The sequence below is a fragment of the Cryobacterium sp. genome, from assembly GCF_025463825.1.
GTDB lineage: Bacteria > Actinomycetota > Actinomycetes > Actinomycetales > Microbacteriaceae > Cryobacterium.
The window spans coordinates 1-19,053 of sequence record NZ_JAODBG010000083.1 but is presented as its reverse complement, the minus strand read 5'-3'; the positions used below and the strand labels follow the sequence as shown (position 1 = coordinate 19,053).

At 67.9% G+C, this 19,053-nt stretch carries 16 protein-coding genes; 11 read left to right on the top strand and 5 right to left on the bottom strand.

Translation table 11 applies throughout. The features are described 5' to 3' along the window. Positions 1–75: 75 nt before the first annotated feature. Positions 76–1,563 carry a leucyl aminopeptidase gene (locus tag JWP54_RS10315; RefSeq protein WP_297371379.1) on the bottom strand — a complete coding sequence of 496 codons (1,488 nt, stop codon included), beginning with the start codon at positions 1,561–1,563 and terminating at the stop codon, positions 76–78. A 96-nt stretch (positions 1,564–1,659) separates the two neighbouring features. Between JWP54_RS10315 and JWP54_RS10310 the strand changes: the two genes are divergently transcribed. From JWP54_RS10310 to JWP54_RS10290, 5 genes are all read left to right on the top strand, one after another. After that, positions 1,660–2,583: a proteasome assembly chaperone family protein gene (locus tag JWP54_RS10310; RefSeq protein ID WP_297371376.1), complete on the top strand. Its 924-nt coding sequence runs from the start codon at positions 1,660–1,662 to the stop codon at positions 2,581–2,583. Positions 2,584–2,636: 53 nt separating this feature from the next. Then, a complete protein-coding gene (locus JWP54_RS10305; RefSeq protein WP_297371372.1) occupies positions 2,637–3,971 on the top strand; it encodes a nitrate/nitrite transporter in 1,335 nt (444 codons plus the stop codon). 249 nt (positions 3,972–4,220) lie between these two features. Next, the gene (locus JWP54_RS10300; RefSeq protein WP_297371370.1) at positions 4,221–5,555 is read left to right on the top strand and encodes an RNA polymerase sigma factor; all 1,335 of its coding nucleotides are present in this window, start codon (positions 4,221–4,223) and stop codon (positions 5,553–5,555) included. Next, positions 5,556–6,830: a MurT ligase domain-containing protein gene (locus tag JWP54_RS10295; RefSeq protein WP_297371367.1), complete on the top strand. Its 1,275-nt coding sequence runs from the start codon at positions 5,556–5,558 to the stop codon at positions 6,828–6,830. Continuing rightward, the gene (locus JWP54_RS10290; protein ID WP_297371364.1) at positions 6,827–7,576 is read left to right on the top strand and encodes a cobyric acid synthase; all 750 of its coding nucleotides are present in this window, start codon (positions 6,827–6,829) and stop codon (positions 7,574–7,576) included. The genes JWP54_RS10295 and JWP54_RS10290 overlap by 4 nt, the downstream gene beginning before the upstream one ends. Before the next feature lie 67 nt (positions 7,577–7,643). Here the strand turns inward: JWP54_RS10290 and JWP54_RS10285 are convergent, their stop codons facing one another. Beyond that, on the bottom strand, positions 7,644–7,880 hold the full coding sequence (locus JWP54_RS10285; protein ID WP_297371362.1) for a hypothetical protein: 237 nt from the start codon (positions 7,878–7,880) through the stop codon (positions 7,644–7,646). Between the two features lie 199 nt (positions 7,881–8,079). On the opposite strand from JWP54_RS10285, the gene JWP54_RS10280 reads away from it, so the two are divergent. Then, on the top strand, positions 8,080–10,158 hold the full coding sequence (locus JWP54_RS10280; protein WP_297371359.1) for a DNA topoisomerase IV subunit B: 2,079 nt from the start codon (positions 8,080–8,082) through the stop codon (positions 10,156–10,158). 34 nt (positions 10,159–10,192) lie between these two features. Here the strand turns inward: JWP54_RS10280 and JWP54_RS10275 are convergent, their stop codons facing one another. Next, complete coding sequence (locus tag JWP54_RS10275; RefSeq protein WP_297371356.1) at positions 10,193–10,510, bottom strand: hypothetical protein; 318 nt, start codon at positions 10,508–10,510, stop codon at positions 10,193–10,195. A 183-nt stretch (positions 10,511–10,693) separates the two neighbouring features. Continuing rightward, complete coding sequence (locus tag JWP54_RS10270; RefSeq protein WP_297371353.1) at positions 10,694–13,174, bottom strand: DNA topoisomerase IV subunit A; 2,481 nt, start codon at positions 13,172–13,174, stop codon at positions 10,694–10,696. Between the two features lie 111 nt (positions 13,175–13,285). Here JWP54_RS10270 and JWP54_RS10265 point away from each other — a divergent pair, with 111 nt between their 5' ends. After that, the gene (locus JWP54_RS10265) at positions 13,286–14,422 is read left to right on the top strand and encodes an alkaline phosphatase family protein (protein ID WP_297371350.1); all 1,137 of its coding nucleotides are present in this window, start codon (positions 13,286–13,288) and stop codon (positions 14,420–14,422) included. A 58-nt stretch (positions 14,423–14,480) separates the two neighbouring features. Here the strand turns inward: JWP54_RS10265 and JWP54_RS10260 are convergent, their stop codons facing one another. Further along, positions 14,481–15,077 carry a DUF3043 domain-containing protein gene (locus JWP54_RS10260; RefSeq protein WP_297371347.1) on the bottom strand — a complete coding sequence of 199 codons (597 nt, stop codon included), beginning with the start codon at positions 15,075–15,077 and terminating at the stop codon, positions 14,481–14,483. Positions 15,078–15,116: 39 nt separating this feature from the next. On the opposite strand from JWP54_RS10260, the gene JWP54_RS10255 reads away from it, so the two are divergent. From JWP54_RS10255 to JWP54_RS10240, 4 genes are all read left to right on the top strand, one after another. Beyond that, positions 15,117–16,553 (top strand): dipeptidase, encoded by a 1,437-nt coding sequence (locus JWP54_RS10255; protein WP_297371344.1) that lies wholly within the window; start codon positions 15,117–15,119, stop codon positions 16,551–16,553. Between the two features lie 127 nt (positions 16,554–16,680). Beyond that, positions 16,681–17,037, top strand: a complete 357-nt coding sequence (locus tag JWP54_RS10250; protein ID WP_297371341.1) for an iron-sulfur cluster assembly accessory protein — start codon at positions 16,681–16,683, stop codon at positions 17,035–17,037. A gap of 230 nt (positions 17,038–17,267) precedes the next feature. Further along, a complete protein-coding gene (gene coxB / locus JWP54_RS10245; protein ID WP_297371337.1) occupies positions 17,268–18,155 on the top strand; it encodes a cytochrome c oxidase subunit II in 888 nt (295 codons plus the stop codon). Positions 18,156–18,158: 3 nt separating this feature from the next. Continuing rightward, positions 18,159–19,053 (top strand): cbb3-type cytochrome c oxidase subunit I (locus JWP54_RS10240; RefSeq protein ID WP_297371334.1); only part of this gene is annotated, 895 nt, incomplete at its 3' end.

Sequence of the window (19,053 nt, the reverse complement as noted above, 5' to 3'; positions counted from 1 at the left end):
CACGGCCCGCCCAGCGCAATTGTTGTGCGTGGTCAGGCGTTGAACGGCAGGGATTTCCCTGCCTATACGACCTTACTACGGGCGCGAAAAGTCCTCGGCCAGTCGCAGCAGGGTCCGGACGGTCACACCGGTCGGGCCTGCGGCGGTGAAGCCGAGCCCGCCGCCGACCAGCTGGGCGCTGCCGGCGATGTCCAGGTGTGCCCAGGGGATCGCCCGTGCGTCGGGACCCTCACCGACGGTGGGGATGAATTCGCGCAGGAACACCGCCGCGAGGAGCATTCCGCCGCCGGTGTTGCCGATCTTCGCGTTGGCGATGTCGGCGACGTCGGAGTTCAGCAGCGCACGGAGTTCCTCCGGCATCGGCATCGGCCAGGCCAGTTCACCCTCGGCCTTGCTGGCCGCCAGGACTGTGGCGACGAGGTCATCGTCGCCGAGGACGGCGGAATACCGAGTGCCCAGCGCCACCATGGCCGCGCCGGTGAGCGTGGCGACATCGATGATCGCGTCGGGGTTTTCTTCCCCGGCGGCAACGAGGCCGTCAGCGAGGACCAGGCGGCCCTCCGCATCCGTGTTGAGGACCTCGACGGTGCGCCCGCCGCGCATGCTCAGCACATCGTTGGGCCGGATCGCCGACCCGGAGGGCATGTTCTCGGCGATGCAGAGCCAGGCGGTGATCCGCACCGGCAGCCGGAGGCGCGCGGCCGCCAGCGTCACGGCCAGGACCGTCGCCGCACCGGTCATGTCGTATTTCATGCCGACCATCGAGGCCGGCGGCTTGAGGGACAGCCCGCCGGTGTCGAACGTGATGCCCTTGCCCACCAGGGCAAGGTGCTTCGTCGCCTCGATGGGGTCGTAGCTCACCTTCACCAATCGGGGCGGCCGGGTCGAGCCCTTGCCGACGCCCGCGATGCCCCCGAAGCCGTCAGCCGCGAGCTGGTCCTCGTCCCACACCGTGAGCCTGACCGGCAGGCCGTCGGCGGCGGCGGCGGCGAGCGCCGCGAGCGACTCAGGGTACAGGTCGAGCGGAGGAGTGTTGACGAGGTCCTTGACCATGCTCACCGCGTCGGCAACGATGCCGGCCCGCTCGACGGCGTCAGCGGCGGCCTGTCCGGTGTGCACCGTAATGTTCCCGGCGGGGAGTTTGGTGGCGGCCAGGGAGGCCTTGCGGTAGCTGGTGAACGCGTACGCCCCGAGGGCGGCGCCCTCGAGCACCGCGGCGGCCTGGTCGGCATCCGTGACGGGAAATCCGAAGGCCAGCGTGGCCGCGCCGGTCAGCTGACGCGCGGCCGAACCGGCCGCGTAGCGCAACGCGTCCACGGAAGCGTCGGAACCGAGCCCGACGACGGCGATGCTGCGTGCGGCGCCAGCGACGGGGGCGAAACGCACGACCTGGTCCTTGGCGCCGGTCACCGCGACGGCAGCGAACTGGTCCGCGAGAGCTTCGAAGCCCGGGTCGGCGAACAGGACCGGACCGTCGGGCGATTGCACCGCACCCACGACGAGAACGTCGGCGGTCGATTCGATCGAGGGGGCTCTGGACACGGAAATACGGGGAACGGTCATGGCTCGATGCTACGCGGCCCGGGTGTTCGCTCTGGGCACCACGGCCGGCTGCGGCGAATCACCACGACCGGGGAAAGCTCCGCTTAGAGTTAAGGAATGCGAGATCCGAATGACATCTACGAGCTCACGGCGGACGCCGCCGTCGTCCCGGAGGGGCTGAATCTCGTCGCAGGTCTGACCGGGTTCGCCGATGCCGGGGGAGCCGTTTCCCAGTTCACCGAATACCTGCTCGACACTCTCAAGCACAGTGTCATCGCCGACTTCGATGCGGATCTGCTGCTGGACTACCGGGCCAGGCGTCCCATCATCTACTTCGATCAGGACCACCTGACCGACTACCAGCCCCCGCGCCTTCGCCTGTACCTCGCTCACGACGAGATCGGTCAGCCGTTCCTGCTCCTGGCCGGCTTCGAACCGGATTTCCGGTGGGAGCAGTTCACGGCAGCGGTTCTCGCCCTGGTGAGCCGGTTCAACGTGTCGTCCACCACCTGGGTGCACGCCATTCCGATGCCGGTTCCGCACACCCGTCCCATCGGGGTGACGGTCAGCGGCAACCGCACCGACCTCATCGAGAGCATGTCGGTGTGGCGGCCGCACACCCAGGTGCCGGCCAACGCCCTGCACCTGGTTGAGTTCCGGCTGCAAGAGATCGGCGCCTGGACCATCGGTTACGTCCTGCTGATCCCGCACTATCTGGCCGACACCGAGTTCCCCTCGGCGGCGCTGTCCGCGCTGGAGAGCACGAGCGCGTCGACCGGTCTGATCTTCCCGACCGACAAGCTGCGGGAGAAGAACCGGGAGTTCGTCGCGCGCATCGACGAGCAGGTCGGCGACAACCCCGAACTGGCCAAGCTCGTCGGCTCTCTCGAGGAACGGTACGACGCGTATATGGAGGGCAGCACCCTGCGGTCGCCCCTCACCGATGAGGACGGCGCTCTGCCGACCGCGGACGAGATCGCCGCTGAACTCGAGAAGTTCCTGGCCACGCGCCGGGGTCGGGACGAGGGCACGCAGGCCTGAGCCGCGCGGCGGCCTGGTCGGTGACGCCCGGCCGTCCGGCTAGATTGGGGGGAGTGAACACTCGTCGATCCTGGTTGATCTTTGCCTTCGGGTCCTTCGTGTACCTCTCCGCCGTCCTGCAGCGCACGTCGCTCGGCATCGCGGGAGTCTCCGCCACGGAACGGTTCGGCGGATCGGCGGCCGTCCTGTCCAGCCTCGCAGTGGTGCAGCTGATCGTGTACGCGGCGGCGCAGATCCCGGTCGGGGTCCTGATCGACAAGTTCGGCCCGCGGGCGCTCATGCTCGCCGGCACGGTCCTCATGGTTGTCGGCCAGCTCACGCTCGCCTTCGCCCCGTCCATCACCGTCGCTGTGCTCGGGCGGATGCTGGTGGGCGCGGGGGACGCGACGATCTTCATTTCGGTGATCCGGCTGATCACCTCGTGGTTCAGCGGACGCATCGTGCCGCAACTCTCGCAGTGGTTCGGCAATATCGGGCAGCTCGGACAGGTGCTGTCGGCGGTACCGCTGGCGTGGGTGCTGCACGACTTCGGCTGGACCCCGGCCTTCCTGGCCGCCACGCTCGTGGCCTTTGTGGCGTTCGTCGTCGTGGTCGTCGCCATCCGGGACCGCCCGGCCGGAGCGGCCGACAACGTCCGGCCGCCGACCTGGGGCGGAGCACTGACCCAGTTGCGGCACAGCTTCAGCCGGCCGGGGACCCAGCTCGGCTTCTGGTCGCATTTCGTCACGCAGTCGTCCGGCACCGTCTTCACGCTGCTCTGGGGCTTTCCCTTCATGGTCTACGGCCTCGGCTACGTGACCACCATGGCCGCGGCGATGCTCACCATCCCGGTTGCGGCCGGCATGATCTGCGGTCCGATCTTGGGAGTCCTGACGGCCCGGCATCCGCTGCGGCGCAGCAACATTGTGCTCGCCATCGTCACGGCGATGGGCGCGGCCTGGGCGTTGTTGCTGCTGTGGCCGTCCGCGCCGCCGTTCTGGCTGGTGGTGGTCCTGCTCGTCGTGCTCGGTGGCGGGGGCCCCGGGTCGCTGATCGGGTTCGACTTCGCGCGTACCTTCAACCCGCAGCGGAGCCTCGGCTCCGCCAACGGTGTGGTCAACGTCGGCGGCTTCCTGGCCAGCTTCGTGATGATGTTCCTGATCGGTGTGCTGTTGGACCTGCAGGACGGCTGGCGCGTTGCGCAGGGCGGCGCGAGCGACCTGTACTCCCTGGACTCGTTTCGGATCGCTTTCTCGGTGCAGTTCGTCGTCATCGGTCTCGGGGTGCTGATGCTCGTGGGCACGCGCCGCCGCACCCGCCGGCTGCTCTCCCGCGACGAGGGAATAGAAGTGGCCCCGCTGTGGGTTGAGCTCTCTAGAAAGCTTCGGCGGCGCGCCCGGGGTGAATAGCCGAGCGTGGCTCGTTCTATACACAATCCGTGCAATAATTGTCAATAGGACCCGTTCTGGTTCCTGGGTGCACGGGTGTCAAGCCGGTGCCTTCCCGGGGACTTGACATGGGTCCTAGTACTGCCCAAAAACGTACGGTGAACGTACGGCCCGAAATCCCCGTTCTCTTTCGATGTGGCCCACGCCGAGTGGTCATGGCGACCGGGGCCGCGCTGCACGCGCATGAACTACGGCATGAGAGGTGTTCGAATGGCAACCCCAACGAAGACAGAGCCCGCACAGACCACTGAGACCACCCTGGCGGACGAGACCGCGGCCGCCCTCGCGAAGACGCCCGCGCAGAAGGCCGCCGCCACCCGCGCCGCCACCAAGGCAGCCAAGGCCGCCGCCGCAGCTGTCGACGGGTCGGAGGAGACCACGCCCCGTAAGCGCGCCGCCACCGCCGCGGCCGCCAAGGCCAAGGGGCCCGCCGCCGCCGGCAAGAAAAAGGCCGCCGATGCCGACGAAGAAGGCGCACCCGGCACCGATGAGCACGACACCGACGAGGACGACACCGACGGCGCCGCCAAGCGGGTCGCTCCGGCGGAGCCGCTGCCCAGCGGTGCGCTCGTGCTGTCGATGGTCGACGACGAAGACGAAGTTCCCGTCTACTCGAGCGCGATCACGGGAGCCACCGCGGACCCCGTCAAGGACTACCTCAAGCAGATCGGTAAGGTCGCGTTGCTCAACGCCGCCGAAGAGGTCGAACTCGCCATGCGCATCGAAGCCGGATTGTTCGCTGAGGACAAACTGTCCCAGCTGACCGACGCCGAGAAGAAGAGCGCGCTGGGCCGCGAACTGCAGTGGGTCGCCAAGGACGGCGCCAGGGCCAAGAGCCACCTGCTGGGCGCCAACCTCCGCCTCGTCGTCTCCCTCGCCAAGCGCTACACGGGTCGCGGTATGCAGTTCCTGGACCTGATTCAGGAGGGCAACCTCGGCCTCATCCGCGCCGTCGAGAAGTTCGACTACACCAAGGGCTTCAAGTTCTCCACGTACGCCACCTGGTGGATCCGCCAGGCGATCACCCGCGCCATGGCCGACCAGGCCCGCACCATCCGTATCCCGGTGCACATGGTCGAGGTCATCAACAAGCTGGCCCGCGTGCAGCGGCAGATGCTGCAGGACCTGGGCCGCGAGCCCACTCCGGAAGAGTTGAGCCGCGAACTCGACATGACCCCTGAGAAGGTCGTCGAGGTGCAGAAATACGGCCGCGAACCCATCTCACTGCACACGCCGCTCGGTGAAGACGGCGACAGCGAATTCGGAGACCTCATCGAGGACACCGAGGCCGTCGTCCCCGCCGACGCCGTGGGTTTCACCATGCTGCAGAAGCAGCTCGAAAGCCTCCTCGACTCGCTGTCCGAGCGCGAGGCCGGCGTCATCCGGATGCGCTTCGGCCTCGGCGACGGCATGCCGAAGACCTTGGACCAGATCGGCGACACCTTCGGCGTCACGCGTGAGCGGATCCGCCAGATCGAGTCGAAGACGATGGCCAAGCTGCGTCACCCGTCCCGCTCTCAGTCGCTCCGCGACTACCTCGAGTAAATGCCTGTGCGGTATGCGCCGGCGATCCTGCTCGGCAGGGTCGCCCGCACGCTCGCGCGCTTGCGCAAGCCTGGCGGCGGCTCTGCGGTTCCCGGCCTGGTGGTCAACACCATCGCGCCCGGGTTCCTGGCGAGCACGCTGAACAGCTTCCCGCAGGGCCTGGTCATCGTCACCGGGTCCAGCGGCAAGTCGACGACGACGAAGATGCTCGTGGCAGCCCTGCGCGCCCACGGCGCCTCGGTGTTCACCAACCAGTCGACGGCGAACATCAGCCAGGGCCTGACCTCTGCCCTCCTCGAGCACGCCGGCCTGTCCGGGCGCATCGCCGGCGACATCGCCGTCCTCGAAATGGATGAGGGCCACGGCGCGCTGATCTCCGGGTCACTCGAGCCCCGGGTCGTCGTGCTGACCAACGTGATGGTCGACCAGATCGACCGGTTCCACGACTCCGACATGGTGGCCGCGATGCTGAGCAAGATCGCCCGTCGTGCCACCGGAACCGTCGTCGTCAACGCCGACGACCTGCACCTGGCCCGGTTGGGCGAGAACATCGCGCCCCCGGTCGCGGTGGCCAGGTACGGCGTCACCGCCGAGGTCCTGGACGCGAACCCGCGCGGGCTCGGCTACACTCTGACGGCCCCCACGCGTCTGGCGGCCTCCGACGGCATGCTCCTCACCGGCGTCGACGGACGTGACGCGACGGTGTCGGTCGACGGTGCCACGCACGCCGTTCGCCTCCCGGCCCGGGGCACCCACTACGCCGTCGACGCCCTGACCGCGCTGGCCGCCGCGCGTGCCACGCTCGGGCGAAGTTTCGACGTTGCGAGAGCCGTCACCGCCATCTCGGGAATCCCGCCGGTCTTCGGGCGTGGCGAGGTCGTCACCGTGCGAGGCACCACGGTGGAGTTCGTGCTGGTGCAGAATCCGGCCAGCTTCCAACTCAATGTCGACAGCCTGGCGCCGGGCACCGAGCAGATCCTGGTCGCCGTCGGCTCGGACGTGCGAGACCCGTCCTACCTCTGGCCGGCAGACACCTCCGGTCTGGGCCACGTGCTGATCGCCTCCGGCTCCAAGGCGCACGACATCGGGCTGCAGCTGATGTACGACGGTGTCACCGTCGACCGCATCGAACCGGACCTCGGCCGTGCGCTGGACGAATTCCTCGCCCTTCCCGAGCCGGCCACCGGCGTGAAGACCATCATCTTCTCGGCCGACTCCATGCGTCGAACCCGCGCCCACCTCGGGCTGGCCACCAACGAAGCGGACCCGTCATGACGCTCGCCCCGGCCGACTCCCTCACCATCGTGAGCCTGCTACCCCGGCTGCTCGACACGAACGGCGACGCGGCCAACGCGCGGGTGCTCGCCCAGCGGGCCCGCTGGGCCGGCGTCGACGCCGTCGTAGTTCCGGTGCACACCGTCACTGACCTGCCCGATCGCGCGGACATCGTGGTGATCGGATCCGGCACGGACGCGGACCTCGTCGCCGCCCGCGACTCGTTGCTGCCCCTCGCGGACACCGTGTCGGCCTGGCTGGCCGGGGGAGTACCGATCCTCGCGGTCGGCACCGGATGGGAGCTGCTCGGCGACGGGATCGACCTCGCCGGCAGCACTGTCACCGGCCTCGGTCTCGTCGCGGGCCGCGCGAGCGTGCTTCCCACCCGGGCCACCGACGACATCGTCGTCACCACCGATGCCGGCACCACCGGCGGGGTCCGGCTGATCGGATTCGAGAACCACGCCAGGGGCTACACCGGCGTGGCGCAGTCGCTCGGGCGCATCCAGTCCGGCACCGGGAATGGTGACGGCGGCGAGGGCGTCGTCGCCGGCTCGTTCATCGGGACCCACCTGCACGGGCCGGTCCTGGCCCGCAACCCGCACCTGGCCGACCGGCTGCTCGATGCCGCCTGCGCCGCCAGGGGACTCGTCCGGGTCGGTTCCGCCCACACGGCATCCGTGGATGACATAGCAAAAGCCGCACGCAACCAGGTTGCAGTGCGGCTTGGGCTCAGCTCAGAATAAACGCTTACGAGCCGCCATCCGGGCGACCGCCCGGCGGTGCACCGAGGTGCACTGCCGGGCGGACCGCCTAGGACTTCTGGTCTTCGAAGAGACGGCTCGACTCGTCGTGCCAGCTTTCGGCGATTGCCGCGAGCTTCTCCTGGTGCTTGCGTCCGTGGTGGGCGCAAAAGAGCAACTCGCTATTGTTCACGATTACACGGATGTAGGCCTGAGCGCCACAAGCGTCGCAGCGGTCGGCCGCGGTTAGCTGGTGGGGGGCGCCCTGTTGGTCGACTGCACCATTTTCGGTGGCGATCTGGGACATATTCTCCTCCTCCAGACTGATACCAGGTGATACCAATTGAATCCTTACTGACCATGTAAACACGGCATGGGCCCGATTGGGCCACAGTTGGGTGACATTTCGCTCACCGCGTAGCATTCGCGCGGCGAGATCCCGGCTTTGGGGTCCGTTCGAGTGTCGATCGGCGCCCCGACCGGACGGGACAGTATTCTTAACAGTTGTGAGTTCTGACTATTCCGCCCGCCACCTCTCGGTCCTCGAGGGCCTCGACGCGGTGCGCAAACGCCCCGGCATGTATATCGGTTCCACCGACTCCCGCGGGCTCATGCACTGCCTCTGGGAGATCATCGACAACTCCGTCGATGAAGCCCTCAGCGGCCACGGGTCCGCGATCGGCATCGTGCTGCATGCCGACGAGAGCGTCGAGGTCAGTGACACCGCCCGCGGCATCCCCGTGGACATCGAACCGAAGACCGGCCTGTCCGGTGTCGAGGTGGTGTTCACCAAGCTGCACGCCGGCGGCAAGTTCGGCAGCGGCTCCTACGCCGCTTCCGGTGGCCTGCACGGTGTGGGCGCGTCGGTCGTCAACGCGTTGTCCGAGCGTCTGGACGTCGAGGTCGACCGGGACGGCAAGACCTGGGCGATGTCCTTCCACCGCGGCGAGCCCGGCATTTTCGCGGACACCGGCGATAAGAGCCCGGATGCCCCGTTCACCCCGTTCGAGAACAAGAGCGGGCTGCGGGTCGTGGGCAAGGTCCGCAAGGGCGTCACCGGAACCCGGATCCGGTACTGGGCAGACCGGCAGATCTTCACCAAGGGCGCCACCTTCCAGACGGAGGAGCTGATGGGCCGGGCACGCCAGACCGCGTTCCTGATTCCGGGGCTCACGATCAACGTCGACGACCGCCGGGGCGTCGAACCCGTTGCCGAATCGTTCTCCTTCGCCGGTGGCATCTCGGAATTCGTCGACCACCTCGCCGTCGACACCCCGATCACCGACACCTGGCGCCTGAGCGGCTCCGGCAGCTTCACCGAGACGGTGCCGGTGCTCACCGACTCCGGTGCCATGATCCCCACCGAACTCGTCCGCGACTGCCAGGTGGACATCGCCCTGCGTTGGGGGACCGGGTACGACACCGTCATCAAGAGCTTCGTGAACATCATCGCCACGCCCAAGGGCGGCACCCACCAGGCCGGGTTCGATGCCGGACTGCTGAAGTTCCTGCGCAGCCAGGTGGAGCAGAACGCCCGCCGATTGAAGGTCGGCTCCGACAAGCTCGAGAAGGACGACATCCTCGCCGGGCTCACCGCGGTGCTGACGGTGCGCCTGCCCGAGCCGCAGTTCGAAGGCCAAACCAAGGAGGTGCTCGGCACGCCCGCCGTGCGGGCGATCGTCGCGGCCGTGATCAACAAGACCATGACGGAACGCTTCACCTCCCCCAAGCGCGACGACAAGACCCAATCCGCCGTCGTGCTGGACAAGATCGTCGCCGAGATGAAGTCGCGGATCTCCGCACGCGCGCACAAGGAGACCCAGCGCCGCAAGAACGCGCTGGAGAGCTCGTCGCTGCCGGCGAAGCTGGTGGACTGTCGCAGCAGCGACGTGGCCCTCAGCGAGCTGTTCATCGTCGAGGGTGACTCCGCTCTCGGCACGGCCAAGCTGGCCCGCGACAGCGAGCACCAGGCGTTGCTGCCGATCCGCGGCAAGATCCTGAACGTGCAGAAGGCATCCGTGTCCGACATGCTCTCCAACGCGGAGTGCGCGTCCATCATCCAGGTGATCGGGGCGGGGTCGGGGCGCAGCTTCGATCTGTCCGCCGCCCGGTACGGCAAGGTCATCATCATGAGCGACGCCGATGTCGACGGCGCGCATATCCGCACGCTGCTGCTCACCCTGTTCTTCCGCTACATGCGGCCGATGATCGAAGAGGGCCGGATCTTCGCCGCCGTGCCGCCGCTGCACCGGGTGGTCGTGATGAATCCGGGCAGCAAGCCCAACGAGACCATCTACACCTACTCCGAGGCCGAGCTGCAGGGGGTGCTCGCGGCGCTGAAGAAGAGCGGCAAGAAATACCAGGACCCGATTCAGCGGTACAAGGGCCTGGGCGAGATGGACGCCGACCAGCTGGCCACCACGACGATGGAACGGTCGCACCGCACGTTGCGCCGGGTGCGCGTTGCAGATGCCGAGATGGCCGGCAAGGTGTTCGAGTTGCTGATGGGCAACGACGTGGCCCCGCGCAAGGAGTTCATCATCGACAGCTCCGACAAGCTCAGCCGGGACCGCATCGACGTCTGACCCGGCCGACTGTGCCCGGTGCGCACAGTAGTGGTCAGGCGGCGGAGGTGAACGCGGCGCTGGGCAGGTCGCGTTCACGGTGACTCTGGCCCGCACGATCCGTTCGGCCACCCGGGCGGGGTCGAGGCCGGCGGGCAGCGGCGGGGCGGTGCCGGCCAACGGATGGGTGGACAGTGCTGTCTGGGTGTGACCGAATCTCGCGTCGATCAGGCGGATGCCCGTCCGGCGCACTGACCGCGATGGCCCCGGCGACGAGGTGGTCGATCGCCTCCGGGCCGGCCAGGTCGGCGGGAACGATGGCACCCGGCAGGCCGAGCGCGGCCAGATCGGCGGAGTCCCGGGCGCTGAGCACCAGGGTCGCGCCGAGGCTACGGCGAGCAGCCGGGCGATCTCCCGGCCGAGACCGCCGGTCGCGCCGACGATGAGGATTCAGCCATGCCTCACCCTAGCCCCGACCCGGCCAACTGTTCCCGCTGCGGACAATTGTGACCGGCGCACCGGTCGCAATTGTCCGGAAGGGACACAGTTGGCCGGCTCAGCCCAGGCCGATGCCGGAGCCGATCGACCCGATCACCGCGTCGAGCATGGTGCCGGAGGCATCCCGCCGCGCACCGGCCTCCGGCAGCACCCGCGGCGAGCCCTCGGCGCCGAGAGCGCGAGCCGGTGCGCCGCCGACCCAGGCGAGGGCGAGAACGTCTTCACCCTTGAGGAACCGGTGCGAGCGCACCCCCCCCGTGGCCCGGCCCTTGGCCGGGTACTCGGTGAAAGCCGAGACCTTGGCGCTGCCCGGATCGGTGCCCGGCAGCGTCTGGCTGCTGGCGGCGATCGTGGCCACGACGGCATCCTCCGCCTCGGCGGCGGGGAGGCTGGTGAAGAACACCACCCGGGCGTCCGGGCTCAGTTTGATTCCGGCCATGCCGCCGGCCGTGCGGCCCTGGGGGCGTACCGTCGCGGCGGGGAACCGCAGCAGTTGGGCGTCCGAGGTGACGAAGACCAGTTCGTCGTCCTCGGCACCCTGCACGGCTCCGACGACCTCGTCGCCGGACTTGAGCGCGATGATCTCGAAGTCAGGCTTGTTGGCCCAGTCGTTCGCGGTGACCCGTTTGACGATGCCCTGCTTGGTGCCGAGGACGATCGCCCGGTCGCTGTCGAGGGCGACGAGGGCGCGCACGACTTCACCGCCGCTGCCGAGCGACAGGTAATCGCGAACCCGCACGCCGGCGGCAAGCTGGATGGACGCCGGCGGCATGACCGGCAGGTCGACGGGGGAGAAGCGGATGAGCCGGCCGCGGTTCGTGACCGCGCCGATCTCGGTGCGGCTGGAGGTGTCCAGGGCCGAGAGGACGGCGTCGTGCTTGCTGCGGCGGTGGGCGGGCAGGATGCGCTCGGCCTGGTCGTCGCCGGCCTGGGGCAGGTCGACCCTGGCGATGCGGCCCGTGGTGCTCAGATACACCCGGGTGGGAGTGTCACTCACCTCCAGGACCGCCGTGGTGCGTTTCGCGGACGCTCCGGCGATGCTCGGCCGGGCCTCCGTGAGCAGCGTGCGGCGCGGCGTGCCAAACCGGTCGGACACGGCGGCGAGTTCGTCGGAGACGAGGGTGCGGATGGCCTGCTTGCTGGCCAGCAGCGCCTGCAACTCACGGATCTCGGCCAGCAACTGGTCCCGCTCGGCTTCCAGTTCGATGCGGGAGAACTTGGTGAGCCGGCGCAACCGCAGCTCGAGGATGTACTCGGCCTGTACCTGGCTGAGGTCGAACACGTCGATCAGCCGCACCCGGGCCTGCTCGGTGTCGTCGCTGGCGCGGATCACCTGGATCACCTCGTCGATGTCGAGGATCGCGATGAGCAGACCCTCCACCAGGTGCAGCCGCTCCAGCCGGCGGGCGAGCCGGTAGGCGGAGCGCCGGGTGACGACGTCGACCCGGTGGTTGACGTACACCTGCAGCAGTTCGACCAGGCCCAGCGTCTGCGGGCCCCCGTTGACGAGCGCCACGGCGTTGATGTTGAAGGAATCCTCCAGCGGCGTCACCCGGTACAGCTGCTCGAGCACGGCCTCCGGACTGAACCCGGTCTTGATGCCGATCACCAGCCGCAGGCCCTTGGTGCGGTCGGTCAGATCGGTGACATCGGAGATGCCGCTGAGCTTCTTGTTGTTGACGCCGTCCTTGATCTTCTCGATCACGCGTTCCGGTCCGACGAGGTAGGGCAGCTCGGTTACGACCAGGCCGGCCTTGCGGGCGGTGATCGCCTCCACCGACACCTTGGCGCGGGTCTTGAAGCTGCCCCGCCCGGTGAGGTAGGCGTCCTTGATGCCGGCCAGGCCCACGATGGTGCCGCCGGTGGGCAGATCGGGCCCCGGCACGAACTCCATCAGCTCCTCGAGCGTGGCGCGCGGGTGCGCGAGCAGGTGGCGGGCTGCGCCGATCACCTCGACCAGATTATGCGGGGCCATGTTCGTGGCCATTCCCACGGCGATGCCGCTTGCACCGTTGACGAGCAGGTTGGGATACGCGGCGGGCAGGACGTCCGGCTGGGTCAGCTGGTTGTCGTAGTTGGGCACGAAGTCCACGACGTCTTCATCGAGGTGCTCGGTCATCGACAGGGCGGGAGCCGCGAGGCGCGCCTCGGTGTACCGGGGTGCGGCGGGGCCGTCGTCGAGGGAGCCGAAGTTGCCGTGCCCGTCGATGAGCGGCACACGCAGGGTGAACGACTGCGCCATCCGCACCATGGCGTCGTAGATGGCCGTGTCCCCGTGCGGGTGCAGCTTGCCCATCACCTCGCCGACCACCCGCGCCGACTTGACGTGGCCGCGGTCCGGCCGCAGGCCCATCTCGCTCATCTGGTACAGGATGCGGCGCTGCACCGGCTTCAGACCGTCCCTGGCATCCGGCAGCGCGCGCGAATAGATCACCGAGTAGGCGTATTCGAGGAACGATCCCTGCATCTCCGTGGACACATCGACGTCTTCGATGCGCTCGGTGGATGCGGTTGGCACGGTTTTGTCTGAACGGCTCATTCGTAGATTCTGCTGAAGTGGAGCGAGGGCCGGCACGGCCGTTGCACCAGGCTGACGCGCACGGGATTGCGCTCGGTACTGTGCAGCCCGGTCTGTGTCAGACTGGGCCAGATGCCCCCTATGCTACCGGTCCGGCCCTTCAGCGCCGTTCGCCTTGCCGACGTCCTGACAAGTTCCCTGGCATCGCTGCAGGCCGCCGCGAACCCGCTCGATCTACCGCCGGCGGCCAAGGCCGTCGTGGTGCTGGCGGACGGCCTGGGCGTCAGCAGCCTGCGCGCGCGCGCCGGGCACGCCCGATTCCTGGCCGGCCACCTCGGCAAGACGGACGTCGTGGATGGGGTCTTCCCCGCCACGACCGCTGCCGGCATCGCCTCGCTCACCACCGGCACGCCGCCCGGCACCCACGGTCTCGTCGGTTACAAGGTCCTGGACGCGGCCAACGACAGGGTGGTCAACCAGCTCACCGGCTGGGACGCGGACATGGATCCGGCCAGCTGGCAGAATCAGCCGACGGTGTTCGATCGTGCCGCCCACGTGGGGATCCCCAGTTTCGCGGTCGGCCCCAAGAGGTTCGCCGCGTCGGGCTTCAGCCAGGCCGTCCTGCGGGGCGCCAGCTACGTTCCCGCCGAAACCGTGGCCCTGCGCTTCGGTGCGGCCCGCGAGATCTTCGACGCCGAACCTCGTGCCCTCATCTACCTGTACGTACCGGAGCTCGACATCAACGCGCACGCGCACGGCTGGGAATCGGGCCGCTGGCTCGCACAGCTGGAAGGACTCGACGCCGAAGCGGCCCGGTTCGCCGGGAGCCTCCGTCAGGACGAGGGCATGATCCTCACCGCGGACCACGGCGTCGTCGACGTACCCGCCGCCAAGCAGGTGCTCTTCGACACGGTGCCGGAGCTGGTCGCGGGGGTGCGGCACATCGGCGGAGACCCGCGGTGCCTGCAGCTGTACACCGATCCGGGAGGAAACCCCGACGACCTGGCCGGGGCCTGGCGGGCCGTGGAGGGGGAGCGGGCCTGGATCTTCACCAGGGCCGAAGCGGTGGCGCAGGGCCTGTTCGGCGACGTCCGGCCCGAGGCGCTCGGCCGGATCGGCGACGTGATCGTGGCCGCCCGGAAGCTCATCGCCTACTACGATTCCCGCGAACCCAACCAGTCGGCCCGCAGCATGGTCGGCCAGCACGGTTCGCTCACTGAGGAGGAACTGCGGGTCCCGCTCATCCGGCTTGGCGCCTACCGGCGCTGACCGGCACACGAAAACACCCCCCTGAGTTGCTCAGGAGGGTGTCCATGTGCGGCGGGAATCAGGCGGGGTATTCGCCCCGCTTGACCTGCGGCTTCGGCAGTCGCATCACGCGCAACTGCAGCGCCCGCATGGCGGCGTACCAGCGGACCTTCTCCGCGCGGTCCTTGCCGAACTTCGCCTCGATCTTCTTGGTGAGGATGAAGCCGAGGATGACGCAGTCGACGATGGCGACGAGGAAGAACGCCCAGAGAGCCAGGATGCCGTAGGTCTGGATGTTGGGGTCGGGGAAGAACGTGAGGAGGATGACGAGGAACATCACCGGAATCATGAACTCGCCCACGTTGAAGCGAGCGTCGATGTAATCCCTGGCGAACCGCTTCTGCGGTCCACGCTCACGCAGGGGCAGGTACTTGTCGTCGCCGGCGGCCATGCCGAGCCGGGCCCTCTCGCGAGCCTCAGCCGACTTCGCGCGGGCCTGTTTGGCGGCGAGCTTGCGGTCGTCCGGAACGAGAGGACGCTTGTTGGCAGCCTCCTGCACGCGTCGGCTCGGTGTCGGCTGGCCCTTGCCGGTCGACACATTGGCCAGGCGGGCCTTCGTCTCGTCGGGGGACTCGATCGACGGATCTGCGCCGGGATTTACAGGTTGCTTAGCCACATCAGTTCCTTGCAGTCAGGTTGCCTTAAGATTACTCGCATGACGGATACCGTGCGGACAGCTTCAGAAAACAGCCGGCAGAACTCGGCCGGGCCCCTCGAACCGGAACTGCGAAGCGCCGTCGAGAAGGAGCTGCCGCGCACCCTTGCCGACCTCTGCGCGCTGGTGCGGATCCCGTCGGTGTCCTGGGCGGCGTTCGATCGCGCCGAGGTCCGCGCCAGCGCCGAGGCCGTTGCCGCCCTGGTGCGGGACATCGGCGTCTTCGATTCCGTCACGGTGACGCACGCCGGCATCCGTGGCGCCGACGAGTCCGGCCAGCCGGCCGTGCTCGCCACCAGGGCCGCCCGGAACGGCCGGCCCACCGTTCTGCTGTACGCGCACCACGACGTCCAGCCGCCCGGGCAGGACGAAGACTGGGATTCCCCGCCGTTCGAACCCACTGTGCGCGGCGACCGGCTCTACGGCCGCGGCGCCGCCGACGACAAGGCCGGGGTGATGGCGCACGTCGCCGCCCTCCGCAGCCTCGCCGCCGCCACCGACGGCGACATCGACCTGGGCCTGGCCTTGTTCATCGAAGGCGAGGAGGAGTTCGGCAGTCGCTCCTTCGCCACCTTCCTCGCGGAGAACCGCGACGCCCTCCGCGCCGACGCCATCGTGGTGGCGGACTCCAACAATTGGAACGTCGACACTCCGGCCATCACGACGGGCCTGCGCGGCAACGTCACCTTCCGGCTGACCGTGAGCACCCTCGCGCACGCCTCACACTCCGGCATGTTCGGCGGAGCGGTGCCGGATGCCATGCTGGCCACCATCCTGCTCCTTGGCACCCTCTACGCGCCCGACGGTTCGGTGGCCATCGACGGGCTCACCAGCCACGACGCCGCCACCCCGCCGTATGACGAGGACGCGCTGCGCCAGGAGACCGGCCTGCTCGACGGCGTCTCCCCGATCGGGCACGGTCCCATCCTGAGCCGGATTTGGTCGCAACCCTCCCTCACGGTCACCGGCATCGACGCGCCGACGGTCGCGAACGCCTCCAACACCCTGACCCCCGCGGTCAGTGTCCAGATCAGCGTGCGCATCGCGCCTGGCCAGTCCGCGCAGGAGGCGGCCGGCGTCATCGAAGCCCACCTGCGCTCGCACGCCCCATTCGGCGCCATCATCGACATCGACGACCTGGACACCGGGGAACCGTTCCTGGTGGACACCGGCGGGTGGGCGGTCGCTGAGACCCGGGATGCGATGACGGCGGCCTGGGGCGCCGAGCCCGTCGACATCGGCGTGGGCGGGTCCATCCCGTTCATCGCCGACCTGGTTCGCGAGTTCCCAGAGGCGCAGATCCTGGTGACCGGCGTGGAGGACCCGGATTCGCGGGCGCACAGCCCCAACGAGTCGTTGCACCTCGGCGTCTTCAAACGCGCGGTGCTCAGTGAGGCCTTCCTCCTGGGCCGGTTGAACGCACGTACCGGCCACTGACCGCAATCCCGGCCGGGATCCCAGCCCATATTCGAAGATCCCCGGTTACACTAGAACGAGATTCGCCGGCCGAACCCCCAGTGCGGGACGCTCACCGAAGCGAAACCGGATAATACCGAGGAGCACCATGACCGACACGATCGCAACCGAAACGACCACCCACGGCGTCGGCCTCACCGACGTCGCCGCCGCGAAGGTGCGCAGCCTGCTCACCCAGGAGGGCCGCGAAGACCTGCGGCTCCGCGTCGCCGTGCAGCCCGGCGGCTGCTCCGGCCTCATCTACCAGCTCTACTTCGACGAGCGCACCCTCGAGGGTGACGCCGTCCGGGATTACGACGGCGTCGAGGTCGTCGTGGACAAGATGAGCGTGCCGTATCTCGAGGGCGCCTCGATCGACTTCGAGGACACCATTCAGAAGCAGGGCTTCACCATCGACAACCCGAACGCCGGCGGCAGCTGCGCCTGTGGAGATTCCTTCCACTGACGGGTCCGCAACACGCGGAAGGGGACCATTCATCGGGTGGTCTCCTTTTTTGTATTGACACGGAAAAGGGTCCCCAACAGGCCCTTAGACCCTGTTGGGAGGCCAGGAGGACGGTCGATAATCGAATCGGTGAACCCGATCGTGCACCGAGTGGGGACCGGCGCGGAGTAGGCTAGAGACGATAAACGCACTTCCTGTGTAGTGCCCTCACGTCTCCCGAAAGGTCACCGGTGCTCAAAAACCGCCGTCTCCGATGGGCCGTCATCCCGGTCGCAGCAACTCTCGCCTTCGTCCTGGCCGGATGCACCCAGGCCCAACTCCACGGGTACCTGCCCGGCTTCGAGGAGGGCGAGTCCCCGGTTACGAACAACACCGAGCGAGTCGCGGGTCTGTGGACCACCTCGTGGATCGTGCTGCTCATCGTCGGTCTCATCACCTGGGGCCTGACCATCTGGGCCGTCGTCGTCTACCGACGCCGCAAGGGCCAGACCGGCCTCCCGGTGCAGCTGCGCTACAACATGCCCATCGAGATCTTCTACACGATCGTGCCGTTGATCCTGGTCTTGGGCTTCTTCGCCTTCACGGCCCGTGACCAGAACGCCATCGAGGCCCGCTTCGACGAGCCGGACGTGCAGATCGAGGTCATCGGCAAGCAGTGGGCCTGGGACTTCAACTACGTCACCGACGACGTGTTCACCCAGGGCATCCAGGGCCAGCCCGACCTGGAGGGGGAGAAGGGTGCGCTCGTCGAGTCCGAGATCCCCACCCTGGTCCTGCCGGTCGGCAAGAAGATCGAGATCGCCCTCGAGGCGCGCGACGTCATCCATTCCTTCTGGGTCATCGACTTCCTGTACAAGAAGGACATGATCCCCGGCAAGACCAACTACATGTCGGTGATCCCCGAGCGGATCGGCACCTACGCCGGCAAGTGCGCCGAACTCTGCGGCGAGTACCACTCGCTGATGCTCTTCAACGTCGAGGTGGTATCCGAGGCCGACTACGAGACGTACGTCGAGTCCCTCCGGGCGGCCGGCAACGAGGGCCAGGTGTCCAACGAATACGACCGCAACTCGAATCTCCCGGGCACCGGGGCCCCGTCGGAAGAAGAAGGCAACTAGAAGATGAGCACCATCACAGTCAGTACCGGTGTGCCCGCCGCAGCTCCGGCCCCACGCCCCACCGGCGTCGACCGCAAGGGCAACATTGTGGTCCGCTGGATCACGTCGACCGACCACAAGGTCATCGGGTACATGTACCTGATCACGTCCTTCGTCTACTTCTGCCTCGGCGGGGTGATGGCGCTCGTGATGCGCGCCCAGCTCTTCGAGCCCGGCCTGAACATCGTGCAGACGAAGGAGCAGTACAACCAGCTGTTCACCATGCACGGCACGATCATGCTGCTGATGTTCGCCACCCCGCTGTTCTTCGGGTTCGCCAACGCGCTGATGCCCCTGCAGATCGGCGCCCCCGACGTGGCCTTCCCTCGATTGAACGCCTTCTCCTTCTGGCTGTTCTTCTTCGGCAGCCTGATCGCGGTCGGAGGCTTCCTCACCCCGCAGGGAGCGGCTTCGTTCGGCTGGTTCGCCTACCAACCGTTGGCGAGTACCACGTTCTCGCCGGGTATCGGCGGTAACCTCTGGATGGTCGGGCTCGGTCTCTCGGGTTTCGGAACCATCCTCGGCGGTGTGAACTTCATCACCACGATCATCACCATGCGCGCGCCCGGCATGACGATGTTCCGGATGCCGATCTTCACCTGGAACATTCTGGTCACCTCGCTGCTCGTGCTGATGGCCTTCCCGGTTCTCGCCGCGGCCTTGCTCGCGGCCGCCAGCGACCGGATCTTCCTCTCGCACATCTACGATCCGGCCAACGGCGGCGCCATTCTCTGGCAGCACCTCTTCTGGTTCTTCGGCCACCCAGAGGTCTACATCATCGCGCTGCCGTTCTTCGGCATCGTGTCCGAGGTGTTCCCCGTGTTCAGCCGCAAGCCGATCTTCGGCTACAAGACCCTGA